We start from the raw sequence: 20,848 nt of genomic DNA, 5'->3' as shown, positions 1-20,848 counted from the left end.
ATTGCGGAGGCTCGCACGAAATGCCGCCGAATCCGCGGACATCAGGTTCGGAATCCGGGACGGGCCGCTCTCCGCATCCTGTGCACAGCGGCACAGGAAGGGCGCTGAGCAGGCCGGACGACCGATCGCCCCAGCCGGGGTCCCGCCAAAGGACCCGGACCCGCAGACAATTCCACCACATCACACTTTGACCGCAACGCACACATCCCGGACGCCGTCGGCCTGAAAACGCGCGCCGGATCGAGCGCCGGTCCGCGTGGACCACCGATATTCCGGGAGCACCGGAACCGATTCCCGCCGCGTTCCCTCTCCGCGAAGGACAATCCGTGTCTTTACCTCGCATCGCAGTCGGTGATCATTCCGGCGAAGAGACGAAATCCGCCCCTCTGTCGCTGTCACAGGAACGTCTGTGGGTCATGGCGCGCATGGACGGGGACGCCAGCGCCGCCTACAACGAGCCGATGCCCTTCGACATCCGGGGGCCGCTGGACCGGGACCTGCTCGTCAGGGCGCTGCATCGGCTCGCGGCCCGGCACGAGGCTCTGCGCACCCGGCTGGTCCCCTCCGCGGGTTCGGCGCTCCAGGTCGTCGATCCGCCGGACACGGGGTTCCCGGTGACCTTCGAGGATCTGACGGGACTCCCGGACGCGGACGAACGGTTCGCGCGCATCCGGTCGAAGACGGAGGGCACCCCGTTCCGGCTGGGCGAGGAGCCCATGGCACGCGGTTGTCTGATAGCGCTCCGGCCGGACCACCATGTGCTGATCCTGGTGGCGCATCACATCGTCTTCGACGGCTGGTCCCGCTCCCTGCTGCTGCGGGAGCTGGGTCTGGTGTACTCCGCGCTTCAGCGGGGCCAGGACGCCTCGCTGCCCGAACTGACGTGGCAGTACAGCGATTACACCCGCTGGCAGTGGGAGTGGATGGCGGGGGACGAGCACGCCTCGCACGCCGGCTACTGGACCGGCGCACTGGACGGCGCCCCGGCCGTGATCTCCCTGCCCACCGACCGCCCCCGCCCGCCCGAGCAGGACTTCCGCGGCGACCGGCTGCCCGTGACCGTCGACGAGGACCTGACGCGGGCCCTGCGCACGCTCGCCTCGGACAACGATGTCTCCCTCTACGCGACCGTCCTCACCGGCTGGTCCGTGCTGCTGTCGCTGCTCTCCGGGCAGGACGACGTCGTGGTCGGCGTCCCCACGTCGAACCGCCGGCGCGGGGACGTCGAGGGGCTGATCGGCTTCTTCGTCAACACCCTCGCCCTGCGCGCGGACCTCTCCGGCTCGCCCAGCGTCAGGGAGGCCCTGAAGCGGGTGAACCAGCGGATCCGTGACGCCCTCAAGCACGTCGATCTGCCCTTCGAACGGGTCGTCGAACTGGTCAACCCACCGCGGAGTCCCGCCTTCACCGCCCTGTTCCAGACCATGTTCGCCTGGGTCCCCTCCATGCGGAAGGAACTCGAACTTCCCGGTCTGGAGGTCGAGTTGCGGGAGGACGCCGCCCACGTCCCGGCGAAGTTCGACATGGTGCTGGCGCTGGCCGACGAGGGCCGGCAGCTCACCGGGGAGATCGACTACGCGGTGGCGCTCTACGACCGGGCGACGGTCGAACGGTGCGTACGTCAGTTCCTCCGCGTGCTGCGTCTGATGGCCGAGCGGCCCGACGCCCGGATCGCCGACCTGACACTGCTCGACGAGGACGAGCAGCGGGCGCTCCTCGCCGGCTTCAGCACCGGGCCCGCGGTGCCCGACACGGCCTCGGCCGGCCTGCTGGAGCGTTTCGCCGCGCAGGTCCGCGAACGGCCCGGACAGTGTGCGGTGGTGGCCGGGGACGCGGAGCTGGACTACGCGGAGCTCGACCGCCGGGCCAACCGTCTCGCCCATGCGCTGATCGCCCGCGGCGCCGGTCCCGACCGTGTGGTGGGCCTGCACGCCGGACGTACCTCCGAACTGGTCGTCGGCGTGCTCGGGATCCTCAAGTCCAAAGCCGCCTACCTGCCCCTCGACCCCGGCCAGCCCCGGGAGCGGCTCACCGCCATGGTGAGCGACGCCGCACCGGTGCTCGTGCTGACCGACCGGAGCGACACCGCGGACGACGGCGGACAGCCGTGGGAGCACCTGGCGAAGGTGGCTGCGGAGGGGACGCACGACGAGGCGCCGCCCGTCGACGCGGACCCGGCCCGGCTCGCCTACGTGATCTACACCTCGGGATCGACCGGCCGCCCCAAGGGCGTGGCGGTGACGCACGGCAGCGTCGTCAACCTCTTCGACCACTGGCGCGAACTCATGGGGGACGCCCCCGGCGAGGCGTCCTCGGCCTGGTCGAGCATCGGCTTCGACGCGTCGGTGCACGAACTCCTCGTCCCGCTGACCACCGGCGCCGTGCTCCACCTGGTTCCCGACGAACTCCGCGGGGACCCGCGGGCCCTGCTGGACTGGATGCGCGAACGCAAGGTCACCCAGGCGTTCCTGCCCCCGTCCTTCGTCCTGTGGATCGGCGAGGATCCGGCCGCCCGGCTGGCCGGATCGAGCCTGCGCCAGCTCCTCACCGGGGTGGAATCCCTGCCGGAGAGCACCCTGCACCGCATGCGTGAGCTGCTGCCCGGCCTGCGCATCTGCTTCGGTTACGGCCCGACCGAGGCCACGCTCTACGCCACCGCCTACACCGACCCGCAGCCGTACGAGCGGTCCTGCCCCATCGGGCGGCCGCTGCGCGGCACACGCCTGTATCTGCTCGACGACCGGATGCGCCCGGTACCCGTGGGGGTTCCCGGGGAGGTCTACCTCGGCGGAGCGAGTCTGGCCCGCGGCTATCTGAACCGCCCCGACCTCACCGACGAGCTCTTCCTGCCCGACCCGTTCGTCCCCGGTGAACGGGTCTACCGCACCGGCGACCTGGCCCGCTGGCTGCCGGACGGCAACGCCGAGTACGCCGGCCGCCGCGACGACCAGCTCAAGCTGCGCGGCTTCCGGATCGAACCCGGTGAGGTCGAGGCGGCGCTGCTGGCGGTCCCCGGGGTGCGGGAGGCCGTCGTCCTGGCCGACCGCGACACACCCGGTGGCCCCCACCTGGTCGCCGGCGTGGGATGCGACGCCGGGGCCACGCGGACGTCGTACGAGTGGCGGGCGGCCCTCGAGGACCGGCTGCCGGACTACATGATCCCCGCCGTGGTGGCCGAGTTCCCGCGGCTGCCGCTGAACCGCAGCGGCAAGGTGGACCGGACGGAGGTACTGCGCGCCACGGCGGGAGCCCGCGCGGCGCGGGTCAACACGGCCGCCCCTCGCGACCATGTCGAGATGGCGCTGTACCGCGTCTGGAGCGGCGTGCTGCTGCACCAGGACATCGGAATCGGTGACAACTTCTTCGAACTGGGCGGCACGTCGATATCGGCGATCAAGATGGTGTCCGCCGTCCAGGACGAACTCGGCGTCGCGCTGCCCGTCCGGGACGTCATGCTGCACCCCACCATCGAGGCGCTCGCCGAGCGGGTACGCGGCAACGGCGCCGATGCCGCGCAGGCCGCGGAACCCGGCAACCTGGTCGAATTCCGTGCGGGCGACGGCCGGCGGCGCGTGGTGTGCGTCCACCCCGCCGGCGGCACCGCGTTCTGCTACCTGCCGCTGTCCGCCGAACTGGCCGACGGCATCGGCGTGGTGGGGCTCCAGGCGCCCGGCATCAATCCCGGCGAGTCCACCCTGCCCGGGGTCGGGGCGATGGCCGAGGAGTATCTGCGGCTCGTCGCCCCCCGCCCCGACGAGGCACTGGTGCTGTGCGGGCTCTCCTACGGCGGTCTGATCGCGTACGAGATGGGCCGCCGCCTGATGGCGGCCGGACACCGGAAGGTGAGCGTGGTCCTCCTCGACACCCACGGCGCCCAGGACGGCGGGCGGTCCGCCGCGACCGCGCCGGTCGGCATGGAGGAGTTCCGGGAGAAGCTGGTGCGCTTCAACGGCATGTACCCGGGTATCGACGACGACCAGGTGGCCAGGTACCTGAACGTCTACAACCACCACCGCGAGACGGCGGCCGGCTACGCCGTACCCGGATCACCCGCCCGTGTCGTGCTGATGCAGGCGACGGCCGTGGAGGACGAGGAGGAGGACGCCGAGGAGGCCGCCGCCCGGCTGCGGGCGTTCTGGCGGCGTCGCGTCAGCGGCGAATTCGTGGTCGAGCCGGTCGCCTGCGGGCACTGGGACATGCTGGAGAGCGACGAACTGCCCCGTGTCGCCGCCGTCCTCACCGCCGAACTGCACCGGCTGACCTCCGCCCCCGGCGAGGACGGGACGGAGCGCACACCACCGGCGGTCACGCCGGACGCGGGGTGAGGCGGCAGGATCGCGGGGCCGCGCGCGTCAGCCGCCGCTCTTGCGCCTGAACGACCGCTGGCTCGCCGCCGGGCCGTGTGCCGCGCGCACCTTCGACGCGTCGGGGCCGGCGCCGGCCTCGGCGGCGTCCGTCTGCGCGCCGCGCTTGCGTGCCAGGGCCTCGCGGAACTTGCGCTTCAGGTCGTAGTTGCCGTCGCTGTCCGGCGCCACGCCGTCCGGCGCCGTGGGGGACGTCTCGGGGGCTGCGGACTCCGGGCCTTCCGGGGCTGCGGGCTCCGGGGCTGCGGGCTCTGCGGTCATGGTGACCTCCTGGTTCGGGGGTGGGCAGGCACAGCTTGTCATGCCGGGCGCGGTGCCCGGCACCGGCGCGTCATCCCGAGCGGCGTACGAGGGCCGCCTTGCGTGCCTCGGCGAGCTTGCGGGCCTCGCCCGCCTTCCGGGACGACTTGCCGCCGGCGCCGCGGGAGGTGTCCTTGCCGGTGCCGAGACCGCGGAAGGGCGCGTTGGTGTTCTTGGGCCGGGGGACGGCGGGGCCGCCGTCGAGGGGGATCCCGGAGGGAGCCCTGGCGCCGGTGATCCGGCTCAGCTCCGCCTCACCGGACCGCACCTTGGTGACGGTCGCCTCGACGCCGGCCTCGGCCAGCACCCGGCTCGTCTCGCGGCGCAGGCCCGCCGGCACCAGCGTGACCACGGTGCCGGACCCACCGGCCCGGGCGGTGCGGCCCGCCCGGTGCACGTAGTCCTTCGGGTCGGTGGGCGGGTCGACGTTGACCACCAGATCGAGGTCGTCGACGTGCAGGCCGCGGGCCGCGACGCCGGTCGCCACCAGGACGGTGATCCGGCCGTTCTTGAACTGCGCCAGGGTCCGGGTGCGCTGGGGCTGCGACTTGCCGCTGTGCAGCGCCCCGGCGTGCACCCCACCGGCCCGCAGATGCCGGGTGAGCAGGTCGACGGCGTGCTTGGTGTCGAGGAACATCAGGACGCGGCCGTCACGGGCGGCGATCTCGGTGATGACGGCGTAGCGGTCGGGGCCGTGGACGACCAGGAGGTGGTGCTCCATCGTCGTGACCGTGCCGCCGGCGGGCGGGTCGACCGCGTGGACGACGGGGTCGTGGAGATAGCGGCTGACCAGCTGATCGACGTCACGGTCCAGAGTGGCCGAGAAGAGCATCCGCTGGCCGTCGGGGTGCACCTGGTCGAGGATGCCGGCCACTTGCGGCAGGAATCCCAGGTCGGACATCTGGTCGGCCTCGTCGAGCACGGTGATCCGTACTCTTCCCAGCCGGCAGGCGTTGCGTTCGATCAGGTCGTGCAGGCGTCCGGGCGTGGCGACGACGACCTCGGCGCCCTCGCGCAGCGCGGCGATCTGCCGGCCGATCGGCGTGCCGCCGACGACCGTGGCGGTCCGCAGCCGCAGCGCCTCGGCGTACGGCGCCAGCGCCTGGCCGACCTGCTGGGCCAGTTCCCGGGTGGGCACCAGGACCAGGGCGAGGGGCTGTTTCGGTTCGGCGCGCCGGCCGGCCGTACGGGTCAGCAGCGGCAGGCCGAAGGCGAGTGTCTTGCCCGACCCGGTGCGCCCGCGCCCCAGGACGTCGCGGCCCTCCAGGGCGTCGGGCAGCGTGGCGGCCTGGATCGGGAAGGGGTCGCGCACCCCTAGTCCGCTCAGTGTCCGCAGCACCTCCGGCGGCAGTCCCATGCTGCCGAAGGAGACGGCCGGGGGCGCGGTCCCGGGTCGGGCGGGAGCGCCGTGAGCGATGCCGGAGTCATCTGGATGTTCCATGAGCAGCCTTCCGCAGGGGCACGTACCGAGGAAGGCCCGGCAGGAACGAACGGCCCGCGCACGAGCGGAACCGCGCAGGCACCATCGCCCACCGCGACGACCACGCAAACGCATCACGGTAACACGTACGGGGACGGCGCCTGCCGCGGTGCTAGTCGAGGAAGTCGAGGAGCCGGTGTGTCATCTCGGCGGGGTGCTCCTCGTAGATCCAGTGGCCCGAGTCGGGGACGACCGCGCCGGTGACGTCGTCGGCGTACGCGCGCACCTGGTCCGGGACCTTGTCGCCGAGGCTGTTGCTCGCGCCGATGGCCAGCACCGGCATGGTCAGTTTGTTCCTCCGGTAGACCCGGTTGTCCGCGACGTCCGCCGGGAAGGCCCGGAACCATGCGAAGCTCGCGCGCAGATGCGCGTCGTCACGCAGGTACGAGGCGAACTCCTTCACCTGGGCGGGTCCGACGGCGTCCTTCTTCACCTCGAGGGCGTCGATGAATCCGCCGACCCAGGTCTCCTCCCTGCCGTCGACCATGTTCTCCGGCAGCCCGTTCCTCACGTCGAAGAAGCCGAAGTTCCAGACGCCGGGGCCCTGCGCGGTCAGCGACGGGAACGTGTAGAGCCCCTTGTCGGGGATCGGTGCCTCGCTCAGCACCAGTCGGTGGACCTGGCGGGGGTGAGCGGCGGCGTAGGCGTACGCCACCATGGTGCCGATGTCGTGGCCCACGAGGCGGATGTCCCTGTCCAGGCCGATCGTGTGCAGCAGCCCGTGGACGTCCGCGGCCATCGTCTTCTTGTCGTAGCCGCCGGCCGGGGCGTCGCTCCTGCCGGCGCCCCGCAGGTCGGGAGCGACGACGGTGTAGTGCTTGCTCAGCTCGGGCAGCAGGTCGCGCCACTCGTACCAGGTCTGCGGATAGCCGTGCAGCAGGACGAGGGTGGGGCCGTGACCGCCGCGCACGTAGTTGATGTGCACGTCCCCCACCAGGACTCTCCGCTCGGTGAAGCCGGCGGGAACGCGCCGCTCGGAGCCGACGTACGCCGTCGGGGTGCCGCTGGCCGCGGAGTCCTGCACGCCGAGGAACAGGGCGGTGAACGCGGTGGTCACCGCGAGGGCGAGCAGCGCGCGGCGTGAGCGCGCGGGCGGACGGGACGCGGGTGATCGCATGGGGGTTCCTTCGGGCGGACCGCGGAGTGCGGCGCGGTGGGTGAGGGCGCGGGGTGGCGCGGTGCCTGGCGGCCACCGGCGTTGCGGACGTCGTGACCCGGGCCGGCGGACATGACGTTAGGGGGCGGTGCCGGGCGCCCGGCCCACGTACTCACGTAGTCGGGAGCGGGCCGGTTTCCGCGCGTCGGGCCTGGCCGGCGGCTCGCCCCGGGTCGGCTACGGGATCGCGTGGGGTGCTCGGGCAGGGATTTTCCTAACTTCGTCCCGCAGACAGGAATGGAGCACGCACATGACCGACTTCACCGACTTGACCGTCCCGGGCGCGACCGGTGAGCCTTTCTGGTTCCTCGGCGGACAGACCCGGGTCCGCGTACCGGGTGCCGTGACGGGCCGGGCGATGAGTGTCCTCGAGTTCTCCGAGACGCAGGGGCAGGCGCCTCCCCTGCACATCCACGACGGGGAGGACGAGGTGTGGATCGTCCTCGACGGGGAGATCAGCTTCTTCGTCGGCGACGAACGCCACGACCTGGGCGCGGGGGAGATCGCGTACGGGCCGCGGGGCGTTCCGCACAGTTATCTGGTGCGCTCGGCGCGGTCGCGGCTGGCCGCCGTGTTCGCGCCCGCCGGTATCGAGGAGTGGTTCCGCAGGAACGGGTCGCCCGTCACGGACCTGGACGGCGCGCCCGCGCTCTTCGACCTCGACGCGATCGTCGCGTCGGCAGGGGAGTTCGGGCTCCGGGTCGCCGGACCTCCGCCCGGGGCCTAGGCCGGGCCGCCCTGCCGCGGTCTGCCGGACCTGGCCAGCAGTGCGGCGAGTTCCACGCGCGACCTGACCTCCAGTTTCTGGAAGACATGGCGGAGGTGGTAGTCGACCGTGTGGGGGGAGAGGAAGAGCAGTGTCGCGGTCTCCCGGTTGGTGAGTCCCCCGGCGACGTGCCCGGCGACCCGGCGTTCCGCCGCCGTGAGCGTCGCCCATCCGCGGGCGGCCGTCTCCTCCGCCCGCGGGGGCAGCTGCGGGGGCTCGTCGCGGTGGAGCCAGACGACGGCACCCAGCAGGGTCCTGCCGTCCCGGACCGCCTGGCAGTGGTCCGCGCGTACACCGGAGGGCAGGACGACGCCCGAGCCCGTCCGCTCGGACGGCTCGCGCAGTTCCCGGCTCGCCCATTCCCACAGTGCGGGCCGGTCCGCGGTCCGAAGGATCCCGGCGGCGGCGGAGTTGACGAACATGGTCCTGGAGTCGACGGCGGCGATCGGGCCCTTGATGTCGCGCCGTGCCCGCAGGAAGTGCTGGTGCAGGGCGCGGGACGTGGGACCGGTCTCCCGGGGGAGGCGCCGGGGTGTCTCGTGGGCCACTCGTCCGGCGTGCACGGGCGTCATGGGGCGATACGTCCCTTCCGTACGGGTCGGGTCAGGTCGCCTCTGCCGCATGGCCCCTGACGGACTCTCGGGTGTTCTCCTGCGGCGTTCCCGGCCGTGGGAGGGGGGAGGCCGGGTGCCGTGGGGTGACGGTACGCGGGGCGGGGTGCGCAAAGCGTGCCGGGAAGGTGAACGCCCCGGCGGGTGGGCGTTCACGTCTGCGGCGGTGTGTACGACCCCGGTGTCAGCCGCGGCGGGTCGACCCGGTGCCGGGTCCCGTGCCGTCGGGGCGCCGGAGCTTGTCGCGTACGGTCCCGGCGTCGGGGTGCGCGATCGTCTCGAGGATCTCGAGAGCCTGCCGCCAGGCGGCCGCCGCCCGTTCCGGGGAGCCGTCGGCCTCCCATGTGTCACCGATGTGGACGAGGGTGTCGGCTTCCAGGTAGTCGTCGTGGATCTCGCGGTACGCCGCCAGTGCGCGTTCGTAGCAGGTGAGGGCCTGCGGATACCGGCCGAGGTGGTGGTGGGCGTAGCCGAGGCTGTCCCAGGCGGCGGCCTCCCCGTTGCGGTCGCCGAGGTGCCGGTTCATGGTGATCGCCCGACGGCAGTCGGCGAGGGCCTTCTCGTACGCGCCGAGCAGGATGTGGGTCCAGCCGGTCTCGTTGAGGATGCCGGCCTGTCCGCCGAGGTGACCGGCCGTCGTGTACAGGGTGTGCGCCTGGCGGTAGTGGTCGAGCGCCTCGTCGTGCAGGCCCTGGCGGTTGGACTGGAAGGCCAGGTAGCGGTGGACGCGCCCCTGGCCGGGCAGGTCACCGGCGCGGGCGAACAGTTCCAGCGCGGTGGACAGGTGCTCGCGTGCCTCGGCGGGGCGCTCCAGACGCCCGTTCACGAAGCCCAGGGCCCGGTGTGCGTGGGCGCGTCCCGGCAGGTCGCCCCGTTCCTCCGCCGCGTGCAGCGCCGCGGTCTGCGCGCGGAGCTGGTCCTGCCAGCGGCCGTGCCGGTCGAGGAAGAGTTCCAGTGTCGCGGCGAGCTGCCAGCAGTGGAGGCCCCAGCCGGTACGGGCGGCCTCCTGCACCGCCGCGAGGAGGACCGGACGTTCGGTGTTCAGCCAGCTCGCCGCCTCCTCACGGCTGCCGAACGTCACCGGGGCGGCCCCGGCGGCGGCCGGTGAGGACAGCGCGAGGCGTTCCCGGTGGGGTGCGAGCAGGCTGTCCGCCCGGTGCGCGGTGTGCAGCAGGTGGTCGAGCAACCGGTGCCGTGCGGCGTCACGTTCCCCGGGGGTGTCGTGCGACTCCGTGAGTTCCGCGGCGTAGGCCCGCAGCAGTTCGTGTGATCCGAAGCGGCCCGGGGACCGCTGCACCAGCAGATGGGCGCCGACGAGTTCGGCGAGCAGCGGGCGTACGTCCTTGAGGGGCAGGGACAGCAGAACGGCCGCGGTCGCGGTGGACGCGTCGGGGCCGGGATGGAGCGACAGGAGGCGGAACAGCCGCGCCGCGCCCGGGGTGAGGGCGTCGTAGGACCAGGAGAACGCCGTACGGGGGTCGGTGGTCCGGTCGTCGCGGGTGAAGGCGGCGAGACTGCCGCGGGCCTCGCGCAGTTCTCCGGCGACGGACGAGAGGCTCCGGTCCGGGCGGACCGCGGCACGGGCACCGACGATGGCCAGGGTCAGCGGCAGACGGCCGCACAGGGCGACGATCTCGTCGGCGGCCGCCGGCTCCTCGGCGACCCGCCCGGTGCCGAGCCGCGCGGTGAGGAACTCCCTCGACTCCTCGGCGGTCAGCAGGTCGAGCGAGAGGGGATGGGCGCCGTCCACGACGACCAGCCCGTGCAGACGGCTGCGGCTCGTGACGACGATCAGGCAGCCGGGGGAGCCCGGCAGGAGGGGGCGGACCTGCTGTGTGTCGCGGGCGTTGTCGAGCAGCACCAGGACGCGGTGACCGGCCAGCAGGCTGCGGTAGAGGGCCGCCTGGGCGTCGAGACCGTCCGGTATGCGGTGGGCGGGGACGCCCAGGGCGTCGAGGAAGCCGCGGATCACCTCCGCGGGATCCGCGACCGAGCCCGACGGGTCGAAGCCGCGGAGGTCGGCGTAGAGCTGGCCGTCGGGAAAACGGCCGGCGATCCGGTGGGCCCAGTGCACCGCCAGGCTGGTCTTGCCGACGCCCGCCATGCCGCCGATCGCGCTGATCACCACGGTGTCCGGCCGCTCGCCGGGCGGCGACAGGAGTGCCTCCACCCGGTCCAGTTCGGCACGACGACCGGTGAACACGTCTATGTCCGGGGGTAGTTGTGCGGGTCGGATCCGTATCGCGCCGTCTGCCGGGGCCGTTCTCCCGGTGCCGGGCTCCGGCGCGGGGGCACCGGCGGGGGCCGGTCGGGAGGCGTCGTCCTCCGTGCTGTTCCCGGCCTCCGGCAGGCCCGGCGGCGCCAGGGCGGCCCTGCGCGGCAACCGCTGCTCGGCGGCCCGCAGTTCGGGGCCGGGGTCCAGGCCCAGCTCGTCGGCGAGCCGCCCGCTGACCTGCCGGTAGGCGTTCCGTGCCGCGGCCCGGTGCCCGGTCGCCGCCAGCACGGTGACGAGCCTCGCGTGGAGCACCTCGTCCAAGGGGTGCGCCGCGGCCGTCTGCCTGAGGACCGGCAGCAGTTGCCCGGCGAGCGACGGTCCGGCCTCGAGGGCCGCCGCGGCGGCTTCCTTCACCGCGGCCGGATGCTCCCGGTCCACCGAGGCGAAGGCGGGGTGCGCGCGCACCTCGGGGGCGATCCCCGACGCGGTGGGGCCGTGCCACAGGGCGAGTGCCTCGATCAGGGTCTCGGCGGCCCGGGCGGGGTCGCCCGCGTCCCGGGCCGCACGCGCCTCGTCACGAAGGGTACGGAACCGCCGGAGATCGAGCTCCCCCGCACCGAGCACCAGACGGTAGCCGCCGGAGCCGTGGACGAGTCCGCCCGGCACGGCACGTCCGGACCGGTCCGCGTCGAACAGCGCGCGCAGCGCGCCCGCATGACGGCGCACCACGTTGGCGGAGCTGACCGGCGGGTACTCGCCCCACAGCACATCGACGATCTCGTGGAGCGGGACGGGCTCCCCCGCCCGGGTCAGGAGCAGGGCCAGCAGCGCTCGTCGCTTCGGCGGCCCCGGGTCGAGTTCTGTTCCGTCCCGCCAGACTCTGACCGGCCCCAATACAGTGAAGCGCACGGTCCGGAGTCTATGACGCGGGCCATGGGCCCGGACCGGCCCACGCCGCCTCCGCCACTGCGGGCCGGACCGGGCAGCGGTGCCCGGCACTACGGACGGAGTCCCCGGATGATCGAGTCGACGGTACGCCTGCTGGCCGGACGGGCCGACCCGGCCCGGCTCCGGCACGACGTCGGTGTGCTGGCGGCCCGCCCCCGCAGCCGGGTACGCGCGCCGGAGGCCATGGCCGAGGCGGAACGTCATGTGACGGACGAACTGTCCGCCGCCGGATGGCGGGTCGAGCGGCAGCCGTTCGACCTGCGGTGGCAGCCGGGTGCGACCGACCGGCAGGGGCACCGTCTCCTCCCCCTCAAGCTGCGCCTGCACTGGCGGCTGACCGGCGCCAACCTGCTCGCGCGGCTCCCGGGGCATCCGCGGCGGCCGACGGTGCTGATCGGCGCGCACCTGGACTCCGTGGACCAGAGCCCGGGAGCCGACGACAACGCCTCCGGTGTGGCGGTCCTGCTGGAGACCGCCCGGCTGCTCGGCACGCTGGAGGAGCCGCCGCCCGTCACCCTCATGTGCTTCGACATGGAGGAACTGGGCCTGATCGGCTCGCGGTTCGCCGCCCGGCAGTTCGCCGGCCGGCGTGGGGAGGTGGCGGGCATGATGTGTCTGGAGTCGGTCGGGTACTTCGCCCCCGAGCCGGGTGGTCAGCGGCTGCCCGCGGGTTTCGGGCTGGCCTTCCCGTCGGCCGCCCGCGAGGTCCGGGCGAACCGCTTCCGCGGCGACTTCACCCTCGTGGTCCACCGGCGTTCCTCACAGGACGCGGCCGCGCTGTGGCGGCGCGCGGCCGGGTGCGCGGGTCCGGCACTGCCCGGCCTCCCGTCGATCGCCCTCCGTGACCGCCGTCCCGAAGGACCGCTGGGTCTGCTCATCGGCCTGGCGGTGCCGCCGGCGAACCACCTCGGGCGCAGCGACCACGCCTCGTTCTGGAACCGCCGGATCCCGGCACTCATGCTGACCGGTACCGCCAACTTCCGGAACCGGCACTACCACCGCCCGACGGACACGGCGGACCTCCTCGACTACGAGCGGCTGGCCACGGTCACCGCCGCGACCGCGGCCACCGCGCTGCACTGGCCGCATACCTGAGGTGACGTCATGACGCTTGCCGTGTAAGCCCTTTGCCGGTATCTCCTTGCCGCGGCCGCCCGGCCCGCCGTCCCGCGCGGCCTGCGTCCGCTCCGCGGGCCGGGGTACTGTGGGCGCCGGGGAGAAGGTCCCTGACGACGACGCGTCCGGACACCCGTCAGCCGCGAGCGGGATGGGCCGGGGGCCGGGATCCCGGGACGGGGAGTTTCACGACCATGGTGCTCCGCACGTGCAGCAGGACAAGGGCATGTCCGGGCACCGGCTCGCGCCGCGCCGGTCGTCCGGCCGGGCCGACCGCCGGATGACGCACGCGGACGCGCCGCAGGGACCACCGGCCGGGCCCGCGGCCGACTCCTCCGGCCGACAGGGGAGCGGTCTTGGGGAGGAGCCGGTGCGCTTCGCCGTGCTGGGTCCGCTGCGTGCCTGGCGGGCCGGTGCCGAGCTGCGTCTGGGACCCCCGCAGCAGCAGGCGTTCGCGGCGCTGCTCCTGGCGAACGCCGGCCGTCCCGTCACCGTGACGGAAGCCGTCGGCATGCTGTGGGGGCAGGATCCGCCGCCGAGCGCCGTCAATGTCGTACGCCGCTACGCGGGGGCGCTGCGTCGCGTGCTGGAGCCGGGGCTGCCCCGGATGGCGACGGGGAGCTGGCTGCTGCGCGAGGGCGGCGGATACCGTCTCGACGTCGACGTCACCACGCTCGACCTGCTGCGTTTCCGTGAGCTGCGCGCGCAGGCGCGTGCCGCGGACCGGGCGGACCGTCCCGCGGACGCCCTCGGGTCGTACACGCGGGCCCTGGCGCTGTGGCGCGGTCACGCGGCGGCCGGGATACCCGCCGAGGCCCGCGGCCACCCGGTGTTCGCGGCACTGGACGGCGAGCGTCTGGCCACGGTCAAGGAGGCAGCCGGCACGGCGCTGCGCTGCGGCCGCGCGGAAGCGGTGCTGCCCCAGTTGCAGGGTCTGGCGGACGGCCATCCCCTCGACGAGCCGCTGCACGGCCTGCTGATCCGGGCGCTGGCGCTGACGGGTCAGCAGGCCCGCGCCCTGGAGACGTACCAGAGGATCCGGACCCTTCTCGCCCAGGAGCTGGGCGTCGGGCCCTCCGCCGAACTGCTGGCCGCTCACCGCGAGGTGCTGGGCGCCCGGTCCGCGCCCCCTCCCCCGGCGCCCCTCGCGGCCCCGGCCGGTGAGGGTCCGGCGAGCCGGACCGCCGCGTCCGAGAAGACCCCCGCGGCTCGCCACGACCTGCTCGTGCCGCTGCCCCGCCCGGCCCAGCTGCCCGCCGCCTACGAGCACTTCGCAGGCCGTGCGGCCGAGATCGAGCACCTGCTGCGCCGTCTTCCGGCGGCCCCGGGCCCTGACGGGCCCGGGGCCGCCACGGTGATCAGCACGATCGGCGGTATGGCCGGAGTGGGCAAGACGACCTTGGCCGTCCAGCTGGCCCACCGGGTGACGGACCGGTTCCCGGACGGCCAGCTCTACGTCAATCTGCGGGGATTCGACCTCAACGGCGCGGCCATGGACCCGGCGGAGGCCGTCCGCGGCTTCCTGGAGGCCCTGGGAGTGAGCCGCCGGCAGATGCCCGACGGCCCGGAGGCCCAGGCGGCTCTCTACCGGAGTCTCCTCGCCGACCGGCGCGTCCTGGTCCTGCTGGACAACGCGCGCGACGCCGCCCAGGTACGTCCGCTGCTGCCCGGCGCCCCGGGCTGTCTGGTCCTGATCACCAGTCGCGACCGGCTGACGAGCATGGTGGTGTCCCACGGCGCTCACCCTCTCACCCTCGGCCCGATGTCTCCGCAGGACGCCAGGCGGTCGCTCGTACGACGTCTCGGTGCCGGCCGGGTGGCCGCCGAACCGGGCGCCGCCGACACGATCGTCTCCCTCTGCGGAGGACTCCCGCTGGCGCTGGCCGTCATCACGGCCCGCGCCCTGATGAACCCGGCGTTCTCCCTGTCCGGCATCGCGGCGGAACTCCGGGAGGCGAACGGAAGCCTGGACGCCTTCGACGGCCTCGACGCGACGGCGGACGTACGGACGGTGTTCGGCTGGTCGTACCGGATGCTGACCGGCGAGGCGGCCCGGCTGTTCCGGCTGCTGTCCCTGCATCCCGGACCGGACCTCGGGACGCACGCGGCCGCCGCGCTCGCGGACCGCCCGGTCCCCCGGGTCCGGTCGCTGCTGGCCGAACTGACCCGCGTGCACCTCCTCACCGAGGAGGCCCCGGGCCGGTACCGCTTCCACGACCTCCTGCGCGCGTACGCGAACGAACTCGCCCGCGCCGGGGACGGTACGGGGGACGGCGAGGAGGAACGGCGCGGCGCGCTGTGCCGGATGCTCGACCACTATCTGCTCACCGCGCACGCCAGCGCCTCCCTGCTCGATCCGGCGGGTGTCTTCCCCTCGCCGGCCCCGTCCCCGGCGGCGTCGGGGACCCCGGTGGCGCTGGGGGACGCCGGGGCCGCCCTCAGCTGGTTCAGCACGGAACGCCTCGTCCTGCTGGAGGTGACGAGGCAGTCGGTGGACGAGGGGCTCGGCGGCCACGCGTGGCAGCTGGCGCGGCTGCTGGACCCGGTGCACGAACGGTTCGGGCACTGGCACGACTGGGCGGACCTCCAGCGCCTCGCCCTCACCGCGGCCCGGCGGCTCGCCGACCCGGTCGGCGTCGCGCACGCCCACGGCGGCCTCGGACGCGCCTGTTCGCTGCTGCGCCGCTACCCCGAGGCGGAGGACCACCTGCGCCACGCCCTGTCGCTGTTCGAAGCCCTGGGCGACGACCTCGGGCAGGCGCACACCCGCCGCGCTCTCGGCTGGGTGATGACCCGCACCGGGAGGCACCGCGAGGCGATACGGCACACCCGGCACGCCCTGGACCTGTACCGCATCGCCGGGCATCCGAGCGGGCAGGCCGACGCGATGAACGCGATCGCCTGGTACGAGACGGTGCTGGGCGACCACGAGGCGGCCGTGGCCGACGCCGTACGGTCGCTCCTCCTGTACCGGAGGATGAGTGACCGGGGCGGCCCGAACGAGGCCAACACCTGGGACACCCTTGCCTACGCCCATCACCGTCTGGGCAACTTCGGCCGGGCACGGACCTGTTATCTGCGAGCCGTGGACATGCTGCGCAGGAGCGGCGACCGTTACAACGAGGCCGGCAGCCTCACCCGGCTCGGCGACACCTACGCGGCGGCCGGCGACGACGCGGCCGCCCGCGCGGTGTGGGCGCAGGCGGCGGACATCCTCGCCGAGATCGATCCCCCGTGGGCGGCCGAGGTGCGGGCGAAACTCCGGAGCGAACTGCCGGACGGGTCGGACCGGGCGGACCGGGTGGACGGGGTGGCGGCTCCGCCGGACCGCTGCCCGGTACCGCCCCGGTGATCCACCTCGGCGATCCGCCCCGGCGATCCGTCTCGACCACGCGCTCACGTGGGGCGGAGGGACCGGGACTTCCCTAGCGTCGTCCGTGCATGCGCACTCCTTCCGAACCCCTGAGGAGCACCTGATGACCGAGCCGCGAACCCGTCCCGCGACGCCGGTGCCCGTGGTGCTGATCCACGGTCTGTGGCTGCACGCGACGTCCTGGGCGCCCTGGAGCGACCTGTTCCGTACGGCGGGTTACGCACCGCTCGCCCCCGGCTGGCCCGGGGAACCCGCGACCGTCGAGGAAGCCCGAGCCCATCCGGACCAGGTCGCAGGCCACGGCATCGACGACGTCGTCGAGCACTACGCGAAGATCATCGACGGCCTGGACGGCAAGCCGGTCCTGATCGGGCACTCCTTCGGCGGCATGATCGCCCAGAAGCTCCTCGGCCAGGGGCTGGCGGCGGCCGCGATCGCCATCGACGCCGCACAGATCAAGGGCGTCCTGCCGCTGCCCCTCTCCGCGCTCCGCTCGGCGCTGCCGGTGTTCCGGAACCCCGCGAACCGTCACCGCGCCGTGTCCCTGACCGAGGAGCAGTTCCGGTTCGCGTTCGGCAACGCCCTACCGGAGGAGGAGTCCCGGGAGCTCCACGCGCGGTGGGCCGTCCCCGCTCCCGGAAAGCCCCTCTTCGAGGCCGCGGCCGCCAATTTCAACCCGCACTCGCCCGCCGAGGTCGACACCCGCAACGGCTCACGCGGTCCGCTCCTGCTCGTCACGGGAGGCAGGGACCACATCGTGCCGGAGGCCGTGACCCGGGCGACCCTCAAGCAGTACCGGCACTCCGACGCCGTCACGGAGCTGCGGGAGTTCCCGGACCGGGCGCATTCGCTGACCATCGACCACGGCTGGCGCGAGGTCGCCGACGCGTGCCTGGAATGGCTGGCTGCCCGGTCGCTCTGAGCCCCGGTCGCTCCGAGCCCCGGTCCCTCCGAGCCCTGGTCGCCCGCGCCGCGGTCCCTGCCCTCACCTGCCCCTCGCGCGGTGCTCACGCGCCGCTGGCGCGGAGCATGTCCTCGCGCTCGACGAGCTTCACGCGCTCGCGGCCCTGGGGCTCGCCGAGTGCCCGCTCCGCGGCGTCGAGGCGGTGCCAGCCCTCCCACGTGGTGAAACGGACGCCGCGCCCGGTGAGGAACGCGTCCACGGCTTCCGGCGCGGGTGCGGCCGGCGTCTGGAGGCGGCCGTTCGCGTGGTCGTCCAGCAGTCCGGCGACGGTCTCGTTGGCGTCGCCCTTGGTGTGCCCGATCAGGCCCACCGGGCCGCGCCGGATCCAGCCGGTGACATACGTCGAGGTGAGGTGGCCGCCGCCGTCCTGCACGACCCGGCCGCCCTCGTTCGGGACCGTGCCCGACTCGATGTCCCAGGGCAGCTTCGGAAGCCTGTCGGAGAGGTAGCCGACCGCGCGGTAGACCGCGGAGACGTCCCAGTCCCGGAACACGCCGGTGCCCCTGACGTCACCGGTGCCGTCCAGCACGGTGCGCTCGGTGCGCAGGCCGGCCACCCTGCCGTCCGCGCCGAGGATCTCGACGGGCGCCTCGAAGAAGTGCAGGAACAGCTTGTGCGGGCGCTCGCCGACGTCCCGGACGGCCCACCTCTCCAGGGTCCTGGCGACCATGTCGGCCTGCTTGTCACGGCGCCTGGTCTCGACCGAGCCGGCGTCGTAGTCGATGTCCCCGGGATCGACCACGACCTCGATACCGGGTGAGTGGTCCAGCTCCCGCAGCTCCAGCGGGGAGAACTTCGCCTGCGCGGGGCCGCGCCGCCCGAACACGTGGATCTCCACGGCCTTGTTGGCCTCCAGCCCATGCTGGACGTTCGGGGGGATCTCGGTCGGCAGCAGTTCCCGGGCCGTCTTGGCGAGGATGCGCGCCACGTCCAGCGCGACGTTGCCGACACCCAGGACGGCGACCTTCCCGGCCTCCAGCGGCCAGGTGCGCGGCACGTCCGGGTGGCCGTCGTACCAGGACACGAAGTCGGCGGCGCCGTAGGAGCCGTCCAGGTCGACGCCCGGGAGGGACAGTTCGCGGTCGGCCGTCGCACCGGTGGAGAAGATCACGGCGTCGTAGAACGCGCGCAGGTCGTCCAGGCTGATGTCGGTGGGGTAGTCGACGTTGCCGAAGAGGCGGACCTGCGGCTTGTCGAGCACCTGGTGGAGGGCCGTGACGATGCCCTTGATGCGGGGGTGGTCGGGGGCGACACCGTAACGGATCAGGCCGAACGGGGCCGGCATGCGCTCGAAGAGGTCGACGGACACACCGGGATCGGCGGCGGCAGCGGACTTGAGCAGCGCGTCGGCGGCGTAGATGCCGGCGGGGCCGGCTCCGACGACGGCCACCCTCAGGCTACGGGGCATGTTCAGGTTCCCTTCAAAAGACGGCGGACGGCTTCTGCGGCGGACGGGGTCGGAGAGGGGGCTCACCCGGTGCGGACGCCCGCGACGCACAGCACCGCCAGCCCGCCCGGCGCGCCCGCCAGGGCGAGGATGTCGGGCCCGGCGGACGGGGCGGGCCAGGTGCTCGCGACGTCCAGGACGTCCCGGTAGAACGCGGCGTGCCGGTCCGGCATCCGGCCGTCGAGCCGGAGTTCCAGGTGCTCGTCGCCGTCGTCCGGGGCCGTCCACGACGGCCGGGTGCCGGCCGTTCGGGAGGGCCGGGGTGTGCAGGGCACCCAGGTGCGTCCGTCCGGCAGGAACCCGGTGTGCGGGGCCGCGGGCAGCAGCGTGCAGGTGACCGGGCCGATGCCCGAGACGACCGGATGGCCCTGGGCGGAACGGGTGACGGCGGCTCCCGCCGCCAGCGCGGCCTCCCGTACGGCGGTCACGTCGTCGCACCTCACGCCGACGTCCCCGGCGCGCCGGTGGTGGGGCCGTGTGAAGCACGCCGCCCAGCCCGAGGTGACGACCACCCCGGCCCCGCCGCGGGTCAGCAGCACGGAGCTGCGGTCCACCTCGACGCAGTCCGCCACCCGGGTGAACCCGAGGCCGGAGACGAGCCGGTGGATGACGGGGCTCTTGTCCCGTGTGTAGATCTCGACGTGCGACACGTCCCGTGCCGTCATGGGGTCGCTCCTTCCGGTGTCTGTCTGCTCCCCGGTGTCCGTCTTCTCCCGCGGTCCGGGCCGGTCCGGGCGGTGGCGGGCCGGCCGCCGAGCGGCTCAGGACCTGACCGGCTCGCCCGCGAACCGGCGTTCGCGTTCGGTCTCCGTGTCCGTCCGGACGACATGACGCGTCGTCCGCCGCAGGATCGGCGGCGCCATCACCGAGGTCACCAGCGCCACCAGGACGACGACGGTGTACGAGGCCGTGTCGAGCACGCCGATACCGAGGCCGACCGAGGCCAGGACGATCTCCACGACCCCGCGCGCGTTCAGTCCGGCGCCGACGGCCAGCGACTCGTGGTGGCCGGAGCCGCTCAGCCGGGCTCCCGCGTAGCCGCCCGCGAGTTTCGCGCCGACCGCGACGGCGAGCGTGACCAGGGCGGCGGCCAGGACCGGCGGGTCCGCCAGTGCCGACAGGTCGGCCTGGAGTCCCGCACCGGCGAGGAACAGGGGCGCGAGGACCGCCATGACGAACGTCCGCACGGTGTTCAGGAACAGCGGTCCCGCCGGGCCCGCGGACCCGATGACGATGCCGCACAGGAAGGCGCCGAGAATGGGCTCCATCCCGAGCGCGTGGGTGCCGGCCGCCGCGAGGACGAGCAGGACGACGACCACCGCGACGCCCGGACCGCCGGGGTTCTCCGACCTCTCGACCAGCCGGAGCACCCGGGCGGTCACCGGTCGCGCCACCCACATCGTCACGACCAGGATCAGGATCAGACCGCCCACGGCCCGGACGGCGGTCCCCGCGTGGAACCCCGCGGTCGCCGTCGCGGACACGACGGACAGCAGCAGCCAGCCCGCGATGTCGCTCACGGCCGCCGCTCCGATGATGAGCTGGCCCACGTCGCGGTGCAGGAGCCGCATGTCGAGCAGTGTCTTGGCGATCACCGGGAGCGCGCTGACCGCGACGGCGACCCCGATGAACAGCGCGAAGGTGGTCCGGCCGCCGTGCTCGCCCCGTAACTCCCCCGGCAGGACGAAGCCGAGGGCCGTGCCGGCCACCAGGGGCAGCAGGACGCTGCCGACGCTCACGGAGGTGACGGCGGCCCGCCGGTCGCGCAGCAGCCTCAGGTCGATGTGGGCGCCGGTGATGCCCACCAGGAGGAGGGCTCCCAGCTGGGCCACGGCGCCCAGCAGGTGCGTCTGGCCGGGGTCCGCCGGGAACAGCCGGTGCGAGACGCCGGGGGCCAGATGACCGAGCACGGACGGGCCCGCGACGATGCCGGCCGTCAGTTCGCCCACCACGGGCGGCAGTCCCGAGCGGGCCGCGAGCCGTCCGAGGACGGTCGCGAGGGCGAGCAGGATCCCGATCTGCAGAAGCAGGACGAGCATCTGGTCGTGCGGGATCGCCGTGCCGGCCGCGGCACCGAGTGTCGGCATGTCCATTTCTCCGGTGCTCCC

Annotated in this window: 13 protein-coding genes; 5 read left to right on the top strand and 8 right to left on the bottom strand. The window is 73.7% G+C overall.

The genetic code is table 11. From position 1 onward, the window contains the following. Window positions 1-326: 326 nt before the first annotated feature. Window positions 327-4,325 (top strand): amino acid adenylation domain-containing protein, encoded by a 3,999-nt coding sequence (locus tag ABZ862_RS33205; RefSeq protein ID WP_360966498.1) that lies wholly within the window; start codon window positions 327-329, stop codon window positions 4,323-4,325. Between the two features lie 27 nt (window positions 4,326-4,352). On the opposite strand, the gene ABZ862_RS33200 is transcribed toward ABZ862_RS33205, so the two are convergent. From ABZ862_RS33200 to ABZ862_RS33190, 3 genes are all read right to left on the bottom strand, one after another. After that, window positions 4,353-4,625: a DUF5302 domain-containing protein gene (locus ABZ862_RS33200; RefSeq protein ID WP_360966495.1), complete on the bottom strand. Its 273-nt coding sequence runs from the start codon at window positions 4,623-4,625 to the stop codon at window positions 4,353-4,355. A gap of 70 nt (window positions 4,626-4,695) precedes the next feature. Then, the gene (locus ABZ862_RS33195; protein WP_360966492.1) at window positions 4,696-6,105 is read right to left on the bottom strand and encodes a DEAD/DEAH box helicase; all 1,410 of its coding nucleotides are present in this window, start codon (window positions 6,103-6,105) and stop codon (window positions 4,696-4,698) included. A gap of 151 nt (window positions 6,106-6,256) precedes the next feature. Continuing rightward, the gene (locus ABZ862_RS33190) at window positions 6,257-7,261 is read right to left on the bottom strand and encodes an alpha/beta hydrolase (protein WP_360966489.1); all 1,005 of its coding nucleotides are present in this window, start codon (window positions 7,259-7,261) and stop codon (window positions 6,257-6,259) included. A 289-nt stretch (window positions 7,262-7,550) separates the two neighbouring features. Here ABZ862_RS33190 and ABZ862_RS33185 point away from each other — a divergent pair, with 289 nt between their 5' ends. Then, complete coding sequence (locus ABZ862_RS33185) at window positions 7,551-8,027, top strand: cupin domain-containing protein (RefSeq protein WP_360966486.1); 477 nt, start codon at window positions 7,551-7,553, stop codon at window positions 8,025-8,027. Here the strand turns inward: ABZ862_RS33185 and ABZ862_RS33180 are convergent. Both ABZ862_RS33180 and ABZ862_RS33175 read right to left on the bottom strand, forming a co-directional pair. Continuing rightward, a complete protein-coding gene (locus ABZ862_RS33180) occupies window positions 8,024-8,638 on the bottom strand; it encodes a helix-turn-helix transcriptional regulator (protein WP_360966483.1) in 615 nt (204 codons plus the stop codon). The genes ABZ862_RS33185 and ABZ862_RS33180 overlap by 4 nt on opposite strands. A 223-nt stretch (window positions 8,639-8,861) precedes the next feature. After that, window positions 8,862-11,801, bottom strand: coding sequence for a BTAD domain-containing putative transcriptional regulator (locus ABZ862_RS33175; RefSeq protein WP_360966480.1), 2,940 nt, complete (start codon window positions 11,799-11,801; stop codon window positions 8,862-8,864). A 108-nt stretch (window positions 11,802-11,909) separates the two neighbouring features. Here ABZ862_RS33175 and ABZ862_RS33170 point away from each other — a divergent pair, with 108 nt between their 5' ends. From ABZ862_RS33170 to ABZ862_RS33160, 3 genes are all read left to right on the top strand, one after another. After that, window positions 11,910-12,935 (top strand): M28 family peptidase, encoded by a 1,026-nt coding sequence (locus ABZ862_RS33170; protein ID WP_360966477.1) that lies wholly within the window; start codon window positions 11,910-11,912, stop codon window positions 12,933-12,935. A gap of 229 nt (window positions 12,936-13,164) precedes the next feature. Next, window positions 13,165-16,308, top strand: a complete 3,144-nt coding sequence (locus tag ABZ862_RS33165; RefSeq protein WP_360966474.1) for a BTAD domain-containing putative transcriptional regulator — start codon at window positions 13,165-13,167, stop codon at window positions 16,306-16,308. A 124-nt stretch (window positions 16,309-16,432) separates the two neighbouring features. Next, the gene (locus tag ABZ862_RS33160) at window positions 16,433-17,251 is read left to right on the top strand and encodes an alpha/beta fold hydrolase (protein ID WP_360966471.1); all 819 of its coding nucleotides are present in this window, start codon (window positions 16,433-16,435) and stop codon (window positions 17,249-17,251) included. A gap of 85 nt (window positions 17,252-17,336) precedes the next feature. On the opposite strand, the gene ABZ862_RS33155 is transcribed toward ABZ862_RS33160, so the two are convergent. The 3 genes from ABZ862_RS33155 to ABZ862_RS33145 all read right to left on the bottom strand — a co-directional run bounded on the left by ABZ862_RS33155 (window position 17,337) and on the right by ABZ862_RS33145 (window position 20,833). Continuing rightward, a complete protein-coding gene (locus ABZ862_RS33155) occupies window positions 17,337-18,701 on the bottom strand; it encodes an FAD-dependent oxidoreductase (RefSeq protein WP_360966468.1) in 1,365 nt (454 codons plus the stop codon). Window positions 18,702-18,763: 62 nt separating this feature from the next. After that, the gene (locus tag ABZ862_RS33150) at window positions 18,764-19,405 is read right to left on the bottom strand and encodes a hypothetical protein (protein WP_360966465.1); all 642 of its coding nucleotides are present in this window, start codon (window positions 19,403-19,405) and stop codon (window positions 18,764-18,766) included. 96 nt (window positions 19,406-19,501) lie between these two features. After that, window positions 19,502-20,833: a cation:proton antiporter gene (locus tag ABZ862_RS33145; protein WP_360966462.1), complete on the bottom strand. Its 1,332-nt coding sequence runs from the start codon at window positions 20,831-20,833 to the stop codon at window positions 19,502-19,504. Window positions 20,834-20,848: the final 15 nt, after the last annotated feature.

This window comes from Streptomyces sp. NPDC047000, assembly GCF_040644295.1.
In the GTDB taxonomy this organism is placed as follows: domain Bacteria; phylum Actinomycetota; class Actinomycetes; order Streptomycetales; family Streptomycetaceae; genus Streptomyces.
Note: the sequence above shows the minus strand (reverse complement) of the source record. Positions and strands in the feature narration are given on the sequence as shown.

Coding starts and splice junctions, on each gene's coding strand:
- ABZ862_RS33190 (WP_360966489.1), bottom strand. CDS start 7,261: ATGCGATCACCCGCGTCCCGTCCGCCCGCGCGCTCACGCCGCGCGCTG.
- ABZ862_RS33200 (WP_360966495.1), bottom strand. CDS start 4,625: ATGACCGCAGAGCCCGCAGCCCCGGAGCCCGCAGCCCCGGAAGGCCCG.
- ABZ862_RS33180 (WP_360966483.1), bottom strand. CDS start 8,638: ATGACGCCCGTGCACGCCGGACGAGTGGCCCACGAGACACCCCGGCGC.
- ABZ862_RS33160 (WP_360966471.1), top strand. CDS start 16,433: ATGACCGAGCCGCGAACCCGTCCCGCGACGCCGGTGCCCGTGGTGCTG.
- ABZ862_RS33195 (WP_360966492.1), bottom strand. CDS start 6,105: ATGGAACATCCAGATGACTCCGGCATCGCTCACGGCGCTCCCGCCCGA.
- ABZ862_RS33155 (WP_360966468.1), bottom strand. CDS start 18,701: ATGCCCCGTAGCCTGAGGGTGGCCGTCGTCGGAGCCGGCCCCGCCGGC.
- ABZ862_RS33150 (WP_360966465.1), bottom strand. CDS start 19,405: ATGACGGCACGGGACGTGTCGCACGTCGAGATCTACACACGGGACAAG.
- ABZ862_RS33185 (WP_360966486.1), top strand. CDS start 7,551: ATGACCGACTTCACCGACTTGACCGTCCCGGGCGCGACCGGTGAGCCT.
- ABZ862_RS33170 (WP_360966477.1), top strand. CDS start 11,910: ATGATCGAGTCGACGGTACGCCTGCTGGCCGGACGGGCCGACCCGGCC.
- ABZ862_RS33145 (WP_360966462.1), bottom strand. CDS start 20,833: ATGGACATGCCGACACTCGGTGCCGCGGCCGGCACGGCGATCCCGCAC.